Here is an 11880-nt window from a genome sequence, read left to right as displayed (position 1 = left end):
GTGCGACCACCCCAATACGCGCGCTTCGACGTTGCCCCGATCTCGAAGCGTCGACTGCGCTGGGAGCTCGCGATCGTGCTCGCACTGTCTTTCGGCTACGCGGGCGTGCAGTCGATCATCACGATCCTGCGCCGCCTCAGCCAGGAGACCGCGCTCGCCTCCCAGACCGCCACCATCAACCGGCCGCTGGCCGAGCAGCCCCTCTTCGACCTCGCCTACCAGCTGCTCGGCTTCGTGGGGGAACTCGCACCCGTCGCGCTCGTGGCGTATCTGCTCTGGCGCACAGCGGCCCCGCACCTGGGAAACCTCGGCCTCGGACGGCTCCCCGGCAGGGGCGGCCGGTGGTGGCTGGCAGACACCGGCTGGGGTGTCGTGCTCGCGGCTGCGATCGGGATCCCGGGGCTCGCGTTCTACCTCTTCTCGCGCATCATCGGAATCAACGCGAACGTCGTACCGACCGCCCTCGACGCCTACTGGTGGACGGTGCCCGTGCTGATCCTCTCCGCCCTGCGTGCAGCTCTCGGCGAGGAACTCATCGTCGTCGCCTACTTCTTCGACCGTATGCGACGCCTCGGGGTCGGCCCGATCTCCACCATCGTCTCAAGCGCACTGCTGCGCGGCAGCTACCACCTCTACCAGGGCATCGGCGCATTCATCGGCAACGTGGTCATGGGGCTCCTCTTCGGCTGGGTCTACCACCGCTGGGGGAGGTCGTTGCCGCTCATCGTCGCGCACTGGCTGCTCAACATCGTCAGCTTCGTCGGCTACCCGCTCGCGCTGCTGCTCTGGCCCACTCTCTTCCAAGTCGCGCCATAGCAGGCCGACTACCCGTTCATGAGCAGCAGCATCGCCGTCATCCCCGCCGCCATCAGGCAGTGGCAGAGCGCGTGCAACCGATCCCCGCGAACCGTCGCCGCGCGGAAGGCCCACCACAGTGCGATCGCTGCGCTTCCAGCCACAAACACCACGTTGACGACGTCCACCCACACCGGGGTGGTCATCGCCAACATCATCGCCTCATCAGCGGCCTCTCCGTGGCCGCCACCGTGCTCCCCGCCGCCCATGTCCGCCATGAGCAGCGGCATCGCCGCGATCATCCACACCATCGCGCCAGCGAGCCAGATATGCCCGGCGAGATCGACGCGGCGGGCCGGCAACGGCGCCTTCCAGAGCCCCGGCACTAGGGCGAGCGCAAGTACGGTGAAGACCACGATCTGCGCCCAGTTCGACGCCGCCGGAATCGACATCATCCAGCACATCGCGATCATCCCGGCGCTCATCACCAGGTGCATGAGATGGATCGCCATCGACTCGAGCACCGGGCCGCGCCGCGCGCCGGGAGGGGGCCGGTGCGCGATGAGGCGCACGAGGCAGTACACCCCGGTGAACGCGAAGACGACGGTGAGAATCAGATTCCACGGGGAAGCCAGCATACCCACGAGCTTACATCTACATCATGTAGAGTACGGGCCAAGGCCCGCATCCCTCGAGGTTCCCCGAACCCGGGGGAGGGGAGGAGACATCCCGGGCGCCCGGCGCGGCCCAGAACCCCTGCGGCGTCTGCGAAAGGAATACTGACCATGACCGGACTCACCTTCGCCGTCGGCGGCATCCTCACCGCCACCGGCGTCGTCGCCTACTTCGCGTCCGACGCGAGCAGCATGACCGCACTCATCCCCTCCGCACTCGGCGTGCTCATCCTCGTCGCAGCCGTCATCTCACGCGCGCCGAAAGCCCGCCGCCACGCGATCCACGCCGCCCTCGCGATCGCCCTCCTCGGCATCGCCGGCACCGCGATGAACGTGATGAAGATCGGGGAACTCTTCGCCGGCACCGCCGAGCGACCGAACGCCGTGATCGCGAGCACCGTCACCTTCGTCGTGCTCCTCGTATTCCTCGCCGTCGGCATCGCCTCCTTCGTCCGCGCCCGCCGCTACCGCGCGCAGCAGCCGACGAACGCCCCCGCCTGAGCCGCAACCGCAGTTCCCCGCATGTCCAGCCCCGAGTCCGAGCCCCACGCGCCGTCTGCAGTGTCGCCGTCCTGGGGCTGGGCACGGGGCACGCCGCCGCAGCTGCGCATCATGGAGACCGAACCGCTCGACTACCACAGCCTGCTGCGCGGCACCTCCGCCTACCGATGGTGGAAACCGCTCGCCCTGCTCCTGCTGTCAGGGGCCTTCTTCGGCATCCTCACCGTGGTAGTCACCGTGGCCGTCATCCCAGTGCTCCTGCTCACGGATCCCGACTATCCGGCGCAGGTCGCCGCCGGCACTGCCGCGGCGCTCGACACCCAACGGCCCGTCTCGGTACTCGTGAGCATGGTGTCGATCATCATCATGCTCCCGGCGGTGCTGCTCGCGATGCTCGTCCTCGGCATGCGGCCCATCGGCCTGATCTGGTCAGTCGCGGCCCGCATGCGCTGGGGGCTGCTCGGGCGACTGTTCGTCATCTCCGTGCTCGCGATCGCCGTGATGAACCTCGTCGGTATCGCCGCAGGCGTGCTCCTCGAGCCCGCCACCGACCCTGCAGCGGCTGCGAACGAGACTGCCTTCGATGCACGCGCCGCGCTGCTATCGATGCTGCTCGTGCTGCTCCTGGTGCCGCTGCAATCCACTGCCGAAGAGATCGTCTTCCGGGGACTCTTCATGCAGGTGCTGGGAGCCTGGCTCAGAAACCCCTGGTTCGCGATCCTGATCCCCTCGATCGGCTTCGCGTCCCTCCACATCTACGACATCTGGGGACTCCTCGCCGTCGGGTTGCTTGGCGCAGTATCCGCCTGGCTCACCTGGCGCACCGGCGGCCTCGAGGCAGCGATCGCGATCCACGTCGTCAACAACTACGTCGCTTTCGGCATCATGGCGTCGGGCCTCACCGGGGAAACCGCGCAGACCACAGGCGACGGCAGCGCCGCCGGACTGATCGGCCAGATCGCCGGTCTTGCGCTCTTCGCCTGGCTCACGCTGCGCGTCTTCACACGGGGCGGGTACGGCCGGCAGCGCATCGACCTCATCCAGCACACCTCCGCGCCGAAGGAGCGGGGAACCCGGTAGAGCGCCGCCGAGTCGACACCGGGAGAGCAGTCCCGCGTCGCACGCCCACACTAACCCAGAAATCGAGAGTAAGAGAGACACCATGGACGCCGACACTCGCCGCATCCTCGTGCACGCCCTCGGAGCCGTCCTAACAGTCGGCCTGCTCGGAGGACTCGCCGCCTGTGCCGCCACGAAGCCCGAGGTCACCCCCTCTGCCGAGGACGCCGCCCCCGCCGTCACGGTACGGGCCTACGACGCGATGGCTGAGGCGGTCAACAATCTCTACAAGACCGAGCTTATTCGTCAGCAAGGGCCATGGCGGACCGTTGAGCAGGTCGAGCTCGCGACCCTTAAGTACGTGTGGTGGTGGAACCATGAACGACTTCACGGGGAACTCGACATGCGCACCCCGGCCGAAGTCGAGCAGGCATACTACGCTGAGACCGAGACGCTTCTGTCACCAACCGGCTGACAGGAAAACCGGTCGGAACTCAAACCAGGCCAATTCAACCCATCCCCACACCCTGATGTTGCACTTCAAACTAGAACGTGGGGAAGTGCAAAGTACTGCTCCCTGCTTAGTAAGCATGGCGTGAAAACCGAAATTGAACGAGAAGGAGCGAGGGGTTCACATGGTCGCAACGAAGGGCAGGATTTCACTCGTCGGGTCCGTTTCGCTCGGCACCGGAGTGATGATCGGGGCGGGAATCTTTGCGCTCGTCGGGCAGGTCGCGGGCTTCGCCGGAGACTGGTTTCCGCTCGCGTTTCTGCTCGGCGCGATTGTCGCCGGTGTCAGCGCCTACTCGTACACGCGATATTCAAGCGTGAACCCCTCTGCGGGTGGTATTGCGATGCTACTGAAAGATGCGTACGGACCGGGGGTCGCTGCGGGATCGTTTACCCTGTTCATGTACGTCTCAATGGTGGTCGCGGAAAGTCTCCTCGCCCGCACCTTCGGAACTTACCTGCTGCGCCCATTTGGCCTACAAGACTCTGCAATTCTCGTCCCCCTCCTGGGCGTGCTTGCGATCGTGGCAGCAGCCATCGTGAACTTGCTCGGTAATAAGCTCGTTGAAGGATCCGCGACCACGACTGCGATCATCAAGATCGTGGGCATCGCACTGCTCGCTATAGCGGGACTCGTCGGTGCTGTCGCATCAGGATCCGGACTCTTCGCCCAAAGCTCAGGCGAGGCCCCCGATATCGTCGGACTGCTCGCCGGAACGGTCCTGTGTGTGCTCGCCTACAAAGGGTTCACCACCATAACCAACCAAGGTGACGACATTCAGGACGCGAAAAAGAACATTGCGCGCTCGATCGTCATTTCCCTGGCGGTCTGCACGGTCCTCTACATGCTGATCACCGTCTCGGTAGAGTCCAGTATTGGGGCCGCAGGCGCGGTAAAAGCGCGTGATTATGCGTTGGCTGCGGCAGCCGAACCGCTCTTTGGCTCGTGGGGTATCGGAATCACGGTGGCGATCGCCGTTGTCGCCACACTGTCCGGGCTGCTGGCCAGTCTGTATTCGGTATCACGCCTCTACGGAATGCTCCAAGACATGCGCCAGACGCCGTCACTGCCTGCGCGCGTCCCGCAACAGCCGCTGATCATCACGGCTGGGCTCGCGATTATCGCCACAGCCTTCCTGGACCTCACTCAGATCGCATCGATGGGAGCGTTCCTCTACCTCGCAATGGACATCGCGGTGCAATGGGGCGTGATTCGGCACCTCCGGACAAAAATCAAGGCAAAGCCGTGGGCACCGCTTCTCACAATATTGCTCAACTTCTCGATTCTGATTTCCTTCACGATTCTTAAAGTGCAAAGCGATCTTCAAACCGTAATTGTCGCTGCAGCGGTTGCGACAGCCGTTATCGTCGGCCAGGTGATCGTTATGCGGGTGAGAGCAAAAGAGGAGACGAATTAGAGCCGGGAGTCCTAACTCTGAGGCCTCGCCGATGTCGGAGCCTCGTGCTGTCTCGGTTCCCAGAGCACTGATCCAATTACGGATTTCGTCTTCACCTTCAACGTTGCGGTGCCTGTAGCTCGACCCAATAGCTATCCGTGAATTGGCCTGGGTTTAGTTCCGATCTGTATATAAGGATGGAACTACGATGCCAAGCAAATACGACCCCGAACTTCGTCAGCGTGCGCTCCGCATGCTTGCCGAGGCCCGCCCCGAATTTGAATCGCTGACCGCCGCTTGCCGACACGTCGGCGGCCTCCTTGGAGTGAGCCCGGAGACGCTGAGAGTGTGGCAGCGCCGCTACGACATCGATACCGGCGTGAGACCCGGCGTCACGAGCGATATGGCCGAAGAGAACCGACGTCTGCGACGCGAGAACGCCGAGCTGAAGAAGGCCAACGAGGTTCTTAAAGCTGCGAGCGTGTTTTTCGCGAAGGAACTCGACCGGCCACGAACGAAATGATCCAGTTCATCGACGAGCATCGTGATCGTTTCGGGGTCGAGTTCCTCTGCCGTACGCTCAGGACGGCAGTTCGTGGGTTTCTCACCTCGCGTGGTTACCGGGCAGCCAAGTCGCGGCCGACCTCGGTGAGACAGCTCCGTGACAAGTTGCTCGTGTCCGAGATCCAGCGCCTCCACGCGAAGCATTACAACGTGTACGGGCGACGGAAGATGCACGCCCTACTCAAGCGTGAGGGGTGGGAGATCGGCCGCGACCAGACCGAGCGTCTGATGCGGCTCACCGGTGTGCGCGGGGTGCGAAAATCGAAGCGGGTATTCACCACGCGCCCGGACAAGGCGCTGGCATTGCCTGCTGATCTCGTGAACCGGAGATTCGTCGCTGATGGGCCGCGCAAGCTCTGGGTGTGCGATGTGACCTACGTCGCTACTTGGTCCGGGTTCGCGTATGTCGCGTTCGTCACGGATGTGTACTCGCGCAGGATCGTGGGTTGGAACGTTGCTTCGTCACTGAAGTCAGAGATTCTGCCGATGCAAGCACTCGATATGGCGGCATGGCAGTCAGGCGGCCGGCTCGATGGGCTCATCCATCATGCTGATCACGGGTCGAACTACACGGCCATGGTCTATACCGACCGTATCCAAGAACTCGGCGCTGTTCCCTCGACCGGAACCGTCGGGGATTCGTTCGACGCCTACGACATAGCCGAGGTCGAGGTTGCCGAGGGCGAAGCGGTGCGCTGGGTGTTCGAGGGACAGAACGAGCACGATGTCGTCGCCCAGGATGCGAGCTTCGTGAGCGATCTCATGCGACAGGGCAGCTTCACCCATGTCTTCGACCAGGCCGGCAGCTACGAATACGACTGTTCCATTCACGCGGAGATGAAAGGCGTCGTCAACGTGACGGCCGACTGACCCGTGCCCAGGATCCCGCATGCAGAGCGCCTCTGCCCGGCCGCTGCATTCGTATCGAGCAGCCGTCATCCGTTCAGCCTCCCCTTGTGTAGATTCGAACCATGACCACGAGCGCTGAGACACCGCTACGCCGACGACGCATCGGCTTCGCCTGGTTCTCGATCGTGGCCGGCATCGTCGGCTGGTTCGCCTCCTTCGAACTGCTCACCGAGTACATCAAGACCCTGCAGGAACCCACCCACGCGCCCAACTGCAACATCTCGAAGCTCGTCACCTGCGGGCCGAACATGGACTCCTGGCAGGGTTCCCTCTTCGGGTTCTCCAACACCATCATCGGCGTCACCGCCTTCACCGCGCCGATCCTCGTCGGGGCCGCGATCCTCGCCGGAGCACACTTCGCCCAATGGTTTTGGCGGCTCTACTGCCTCGGCCTCCTCGGAGGCATCGTCTTCATCACCTGGCTGCAGTACCAGAGCTTCTACTCTCTCGGCACCCTCTGCCCCTGGTGCATGGTCGTCTGGACGGCCATGATCCCGCTCTGGTGGGTCACCGTCGCGAAAGCCGGCGCCGACGGCCTCCTCCTCCCGGGCGACTCCGCCATGCGCGCGCTCAAAGGATTCGCGTCCTGGGCATGGGTCGCGATCCTCCTCCACTTCGTCATTGTCGCCACCGTCGCGCAGCTCGCCGTCGACTGGCTCTTGGAGTTCCGACTCTGACTCGGCAACGCGCGACGAACTCCCAGGCTGCGGCAGTCAACTTCACAGCCAGGGAGCGACCCGGCTGCTTTACGCTGACATCATGAACTGCCCCAGCGATGGAACCACCCTGTTGATGAGCGAGCGACAGGGAGTCGAAGTCGACTACTGCCCGCAGTGCCGGGGCATCTGGCTCGACCGGGGCGAGCTAGACAAGATCCTCGAGCGTATGCAGGCCGAAAGCGACGCGGCGCCAGGCTCGCAGTATGCAGAACCCCGCTATGACGACTACGAGGCACCCCGGTACGACGATCGACGTCGCGACAGTCATCACGACGACCGCCGACGAGAAGGCCACCACGGTGACCGACGCGGCGGCTACTCCGACGATCGCCAACGCGACCCCCGCTACCGCAAAAAGAAGAGTCCCTTCGAGTTCCTCGGAGACATCTTCGACTCCTGAGAGCTTCAGCACAGTCGTAGCTGCAGACGGTAGTCGGCCCTACGCCCGGACGATCATGAGCTCGTCCCAATGAGTTGTCGCCCTGGGCGTCAGCAGTCCACGCTTCATCTGCCAGGCCGGGCCGGGCCGGAGACCGCCATAGCCGAGCCCGAGCACCTCTCGGCCGGCCTTCTTCTGCACCGCGTCCACGAGCGTCGCGATACTCGCATCCTCGTGGACGTGCCTGAACAACTCGAGGGCCTGGTGCGCCTCAGCCGCGTGCAGATCCGTAAGCAGGAGCCCGGCCCGCGCATACCGCGTTCCCTCCTGAATCTGCGGGAGCAGCAGATGTGCCGCTCGCGTCAGCATGACCGGATCGGCCGTCGGATAGGGGAGCGGCACCCGGACAGCCGGATAGTGCTGCTGCTCGTGCCAGTGACTCGTGCCGGCGAACGCCTGCACCGACTTCGCCACCTGCCGGTGCTTCACCAGGCGCGCCGCGGCCTGCTGCGCATAGATCGAGAGCGCCTGCCGCATCCCCTCAATCGTGGACACCTTCTCTGAGAAGGAACGCGACACGATCAGCTCGTCTTTCTTCCCCGTGCGATCCTCCTCCGGGCCGATGCACGCGACCCCGCGCAGCTCGAGCGCGGTACGCATGACGACCACGGAAAAGCAGCGTCGGATCTGCGCAGGATCCGCGGTGGCGAGATCCCACACGGAGGTGATGCCGTACCCTGCGAGCCGCCGCTCGAGGCGCCGCGCGATCCCCCAGACCTCCGAGACCGGCAGTCGGCGCATCAGCTGCTCGCGCCACGCCTCCCGCGTCGCCGGCCACACGCACACCCCTTCGAAGACCGGGATCTTCTTGGCCGCGCGGTTCGCGAGCTTCGCGAGGGTGCGGGTCGGCGCGATCCCGACGCAGACGGGCACACCGACGAGCCGGCGCACCTCGTCTCTGATTGTGCGCCCGAGCACCGACATGGCCTCGGGATCGGCCGAAGTCCGACGATCCACCGCGGCGAACGCCTCGTCGATCGAATACACGTCGAGCTCGTGCGTGAAGCGCTCGAGCACCTCTACTGGTAGGTCCGATTGTTGAAGAGTGCACTTTTCATGCACTGTTCGTCGATGATGCGGAGGTCACGCGCGAAGGGCGTTGGCAGCCCTGCCTGAGCACGGTAGGTGAACATCCGGTGACAAAGCCGGCATGGGCTCGCGAACTGATTCGATAGATGTCAATATAGAAGTATGTCGAATCAAGAAGTCGAACTGGTCATCGTCGGGTCCGGTCCGGCCGGATAGACCGCGGCGGTCTACGCGGCCCGCGCGGGTCTTGCGCCGAACGTGATCGCGGGCTCGGTCACCGCGGGCGGTGCGCTGATGACGACGACCGAGGTGGAGAACTTCCCCGGCTTCGTCGATGGCGTGCAGGGGCCGGAGCTGATGGAGTCGATGCGGGCGCAGGCTGAGCGGTTCGGCGCTCGGATCGTCTACGACGACGCGATTCGCCTCGAGCTCGACGGCGACGTGAAGACCCTCGAGACGGGTGCCGGGATGACGTACCGGGCGCGGGCGGTGATCCTGACGATGGGTTCCGCGTACCGCAAGCTCGGCCTCCCCGAGGAAGAGCGCCTGTCGGGGCACGGAGTGTCCTGGTGCGCGACCTGCGACGGGTTCTTCTTCCGCGACAAGGAGATCGCCGTGATCGGTGGCGGGGATTCCGCGATGGAGGAGGCGCTGTTCCTCACCCGGTTCGCATCGAAAGTCACCGTCGTGCACCGCCGGGACGAGTTCCGAGCGTCGAGAATCATGGCACAGCGCGTGCTGGACGATCCGAAGATCGAGGTCGCCTGGAACAGCGAGGTCGCCGCGATCCTCGGCGACGAGCAGGTCACCGGGCTCACGCTGCGCGACACGATCACCGGGGCCGAGCGGAGGCTCGACGCGACGGGGGTGTTCGTCGCGATCGGGCACGACCCGCGCTCCGAGCTCGTGACTGGGCAGGTCGACACCGACGCGGACGGGTACGTGCGGGTCGCGCACCCGTCGACGCGGACGAATCTGGCCGGGGTGTTCGCGGCCGGGGATCTCGTCGACCACACGTATCGGCAGGCGATCACCGCCGCGGGCACCGGCTGCGCGGCCGCGCAGGACGCCCAGCACTACCTGTCGCACCTCGCACCCGCCACCGTTTCCGAGCCTGTTCTGGAGGTCTCCGTATGAGCACCGTCACCCCCGTCACCGACGCCACCTTCCAGGCCGAGGTGCTCGAGTCCGAGCTGCCCGTCGTGGTCGACATCTGGGCGACCTGGTGCGGCCCGTGCAGGGCGATCGCCCCGATCCTGGACCAGCTCGCCGGCGAGTACGAGGGCCGGGTGAAGATCGTGAAGATCGACGCCGACCAGAACCCCGAGACCGTGACCGCGGCCGGCGTGACCTCGATCCCGACCCTCGGCTTCTACCGGAACGGGGAACGTGTCGACGTGCTGATCGGCGCGCACCCGAAACCCGTCTACGTCGCGAAGCTCGAGGAGCTGCTCGCATGACCGACGCCCTGACCCGCACCACCCCGAAACGGCTCTCCACCCTCGACAAGTGGCTGCCGCTCTGGATCGGCCTCGCGATGGTCGCCGGCCTCGTGCTCGGCCGGTTCGTGCCGGCGCTCTCCGACGCGCTGTCTGCGATGGAGGTCGGCGGGATCTCGGTCCCGATCGGGCTGGGCCTGCTGGTGATGATGTACCCCGTGCTCGCGAAGGTCCACTACGACAAGGTCGCAGCCGTCACGGGTGACAAGAAGCTCCTGGTCTCCTCGCTCGTGCTGAACTGGCTCGTCGGGCCCGCGGTGATGTTCGCGCTCGCGTGGATCTTCCTGCCGGACCTGCCCGAGTACCGGACCGGGCTGATCATCGTCGGCCTCGCCCGATGCATCGCTATGGTCGTGATCTGGAACGACCTCGCCTGCGGCGACCGCGAGGCGACCGCGGTGCTCGTCGCGATCAACTCGGTCTTCCAGGTCGTGATGTTCTCGGTGCTGGGCTGGTTCTACCTGACTGTGCTGCCGGGCTGGCTGGGCCTGGACGCACAGGGACTGGAGATCTCGGTCTGGCAGATCGCGCTGAACGTGCTCGTGTTCCTCGGGATCCCGCTCATCGCGGGCTTCGCGTCCCGCTTCATCGGCGAGAAGCGCAAGGGGCGCGACTGGTACGAAGAGAAGTTCCTCCCGAGGATCGGGCCGTGGGCGCTCTACGGGCTGCTGTTCACGATCGTGCTGCTGTTCGCACTGCAGGGCAACGCGGTGCTGGCGAAGCCTCTCGACGTGGCGCGCATCGCGCTGCCGCTGCTGGTCTACTTCGGCCTGATGTGGTTCGCGGGGCTGCTGCTCGGCAAGGGCATCGGCCTCGGCTACGCGCGGTCGACGACGCTGGCGTTCACCGCGGCGGGCAACAACTTCGAGCTCGCGATCGCCGTCGCCATCGGGACCTTCGGGGCCGCCTCCGGCCAGGCGCTGGCCGGCGTCGTGGGTCCGCTCATCGAGGTCCCTGTGCTCGTCGGCCTCGTCTACGTCTCCCTCTGGGCCGCCAGAGCCTGGTTCCGCACGGATCCGTATACCGCTGAATCGAGGACGTCATGACCGACGCTGCCACCATCCCCGACGCCGAGGCATGCTCGCCGTCGACGACCCACGCAATCGGCGCGGAGGCGGCGAGCACGGTCGCCAGTGCGCTGAAGGCGCTGGCGGACCCGCTGCGGCTGCGGATGCTCTCCGCGATCGCGGCCGACCCGCGCGGCGAGTCCTGCGTGTGCGACCTCGCCGAGCTGGCAGAGGTCTCCCAGCCGACGGTCTCGCACCACCTGAAGGTGCTCAAGGAGACCGGGATGCTGGCCTCCGAGCGGCGCGGCACCTGGGTCTGGTACCGCATCGCGCCGGGCAAGCAGCGCGCCGTCGCGTCCCTCCTCGACGCGTTCGCTCCCGCCGCGGCCGTCACCGACGAACCCGAAGACGCCGCAGCACGGGCCGAGGCCCTGCAGCAGATGGACGCCCGCGTGACCCGCCTCGCCGAAGAGCTCGCGGACGAGCTCACCGGGCTGAACCGGGACCTCGTGATCGCGATCGTGCGCGAGTCCTACGCCGGCCTGGTGCGGTCGGCGAAGCTGACGCAGCACATGATCCCGCTGACCGAGCGCTTCGCCCGCCAGCGCCTCGCCGACCTCACCCGGGATCGGTCTTCGGGGGTGCCGCAGGTGCTGTTCGTGTGCGTGCAGAACGCGGGCCGCTCCCAGCTCGCCGCCGCCATCGTCAACCAGCTCGCCGACGGCCGAGTGATCGCCCGTTCCGCAGGCTCGACCCCGGCGTCGGACCTGCACCCGCA

Annotated in this window: 14 protein-coding genes and 1 pseudogene; 13 read left to right on the top strand and 2 right to left on the bottom strand. The window is 65.6% G+C overall.

What is annotated here, in order from left to right:
- Window positions 1-816, top strand: a complete 816-nt coding sequence (locus tag JD276_RS05835) for a CPBP family intramembrane glutamic endopeptidase (RefSeq protein ID WP_017883895.1) — start codon at window positions 1-3, stop codon at window positions 814-816.
- 8 nt (window positions 817-824) lie between these two features.
- Here the strand turns inward: JD276_RS05835 and JD276_RS05830 are convergent, their stop codons facing one another.
- Window positions 825-1433, bottom strand: coding sequence for a DUF5134 domain-containing protein (locus JD276_RS05830; protein ID WP_017883894.1), 609 nt, complete (start codon window positions 1431-1433; stop codon window positions 825-827).
- 147 nt (window positions 1434-1580) lie between these two features.
- Here JD276_RS05830 and JD276_RS05825 point away from each other — a divergent pair, with 147 nt between their 5' ends.
- The 8 genes from JD276_RS05825 to JD276_RS05790 all read left to right on the top strand — a co-directional run bounded on the left by JD276_RS05825 (window position 1581) and on the right by JD276_RS05790 (window position 7528).
- On the top strand, window positions 1581-1970 hold the full coding sequence (locus JD276_RS05825) for a hypothetical protein (protein WP_024356163.1): 390 nt from the start codon (window positions 1581-1583) through the stop codon (window positions 1968-1970).
- Window positions 1971-1991: 21 nt separating this feature from the next.
- Window positions 1992-3050 carry a CPBP family intramembrane glutamic endopeptidase gene (locus tag JD276_RS05820; protein ID WP_024356162.1) on the top strand — a complete coding sequence of 353 codons (1059 nt, stop codon included), beginning with the start codon at window positions 1992-1994 and terminating at the stop codon, window positions 3048-3050.
- 82 nt (window positions 3051-3132) lie between these two features.
- On the top strand, window positions 3133-3504 hold the full coding sequence (locus tag JD276_RS16405) for an IS3 family transposase (RefSeq protein WP_200114759.1): 372 nt from the start codon (window positions 3133-3135) through the stop codon (window positions 3502-3504).
- A 160-nt stretch (window positions 3505-3664) separates the two neighbouring features.
- Window positions 3665-4957 (top strand): APC family permease, encoded by a 1293-nt coding sequence (locus tag JD276_RS05810; protein ID WP_200114758.1) that lies wholly within the window; start codon window positions 3665-3667, stop codon window positions 4955-4957.
- 187 nt (window positions 4958-5144) lie between these two features.
- Window positions 5145-5459 (top strand): transposase, encoded by a 315-nt coding sequence (locus JD276_RS05805; RefSeq protein WP_200114757.1) that lies wholly within the window; start codon window positions 5145-5147, stop codon window positions 5457-5459.
- Complete coding sequence (locus JD276_RS05800; protein ID WP_200114756.1) at window positions 5456-6370, top strand: IS3 family transposase; 915 nt, start codon at window positions 5456-5458, stop codon at window positions 6368-6370. Before JD276_RS05805 ends, JD276_RS05800 begins: the two co-directional genes overlap by 4 nt.
- 101 nt (window positions 6371-6471) lie before the next feature.
- Window positions 6472-7086 (top strand): vitamin K epoxide reductase family protein, encoded by a 615-nt coding sequence (locus JD276_RS05795; RefSeq protein WP_017883891.1) that lies wholly within the window; start codon window positions 6472-6474, stop codon window positions 7084-7086.
- A gap of 82 nt (window positions 7087-7168) precedes the next feature.
- Window positions 7169-7528, top strand: a complete 360-nt coding sequence (locus JD276_RS05790; RefSeq protein WP_024356160.1) for a TFIIB-type zinc ribbon-containing protein — start codon at window positions 7169-7171, stop codon at window positions 7526-7528.
- A 39-nt stretch (window positions 7529-7567) separates the two neighbouring features.
- Here JD276_RS05790 and JD276_RS16310 read toward each other — a convergent pair whose 3' ends face one another.
- Window positions 7568-8584, bottom strand: a complete 1017-nt coding sequence (locus tag JD276_RS16310) for a DinB/UmuC family translesion DNA polymerase (protein WP_017883889.1) — start codon at window positions 8582-8584, stop codon at window positions 7568-7570.
- 174 nt (window positions 8585-8758) lie between these two features.
- On the opposite strand from JD276_RS16310, the pseudogene trxB reads away from it, so the two are divergent.
- From trxB to JD276_RS05765, 4 genes and pseudogenes are all read left to right on the top strand, one after another.
- Window positions 8759-9733, top strand: a pseudogene (trxB, locus tag JD276_RS05780) (thioredoxin-disulfide reductase).
- The gene (trxA, locus tag JD276_RS05775) at window positions 9730-10056 is read left to right on the top strand and encodes a thioredoxin (protein WP_010157039.1); all 327 of its coding nucleotides are present in this window, start codon (window positions 9730-9732) and stop codon (window positions 10054-10056) included. The pseudogene trxB and the gene trxA overlap by 4 nt, the downstream one beginning before the upstream one ends.
- Entirely contained in the window at window positions 10053-11141 is a 1089-nt protein-coding gene (gene arsB / locus JD276_RS05770; protein WP_200114755.1) for an ACR3 family arsenite efflux transporter, read from the top strand. Before trxA ends, arsB begins: the two co-directional genes overlap by 4 nt.
- A partial coding sequence (locus JD276_RS05765; protein WP_200114754.1) for a metalloregulator ArsR/SmtB family transcription factor occupies window positions 11138-11880 on the top strand: 743 nt, incomplete at its 3' end. The genes arsB and JD276_RS05765, both read left to right, overlap by 4 nt.

The organism is Leucobacter chromiisoli (genome assembly GCF_016522505.1).
Taxonomy (GTDB): Bacteria; Actinomycetota; Actinomycetes; order Actinomycetales; family Microbacteriaceae; genus Leucobacter; species Leucobacter chromiisoli.
Note: the sequence above shows the minus strand (reverse complement) of the source record. Positions and strands in the feature narration are given on the sequence as shown.

Coding starts and splice junctions, on each gene's coding strand:
- JD276_RS05830 (WP_017883894.1), bottom strand. CDS start 1,433: ATGCTGGCTTCCCCGTGGAATCTGATTCTCACCGTCGTCTTCGCGTTC.
- JD276_RS05825 (WP_024356163.1), top strand. CDS start 1,581: ATGACCGGACTCACCTTCGCCGTCGGCGGCATCCTCACCGCCACCGGC.
- JD276_RS05820 (WP_024356162.1), top strand. CDS start 1,992: ATGTCCAGCCCCGAGTCCGAGCCCCACGCGCCGTCTGCAGTGTCGCCG.
- JD276_RS16405 (WP_200114759.1), top strand. CDS start 3,133: ATGGACGCCGACACTCGCCGCATCCTCGTGCACGCCCTCGGAGCCGTC.
- JD276_RS05810 (WP_200114758.1), top strand. CDS start 3,665: ATGGTCGCAACGAAGGGCAGGATTTCACTCGTCGGGTCCGTTTCGCTC.
- JD276_RS05805 (WP_200114757.1), top strand. CDS start 5,145: ATGCCAAGCAAATACGACCCCGAACTTCGTCAGCGTGCGCTCCGCATG.
- JD276_RS05800 (WP_200114756.1), top strand. CDS start 5,456: ATGATCCAGTTCATCGACGAGCATCGTGATCGTTTCGGGGTCGAGTTC.
- JD276_RS05795 (WP_017883891.1), top strand. CDS start 6,472: ATGACCACGAGCGCTGAGACACCGCTACGCCGACGACGCATCGGCTTC.
- JD276_RS05790 (WP_024356160.1), top strand. CDS start 7,169: ATGAACTGCCCCAGCGATGGAACCACCCTGTTGATGAGCGAGCGACAG.
- trxA (WP_010157039.1), top strand. CDS start 9,730: ATGAGCACCGTCACCCCCGTCACCGACGCCACCTTCCAGGCCGAGGTG.
- arsB (WP_200114755.1), top strand. CDS start 10,053: ATGACCGACGCCCTGACCCGCACCACCCCGAAACGGCTCTCCACCCTC.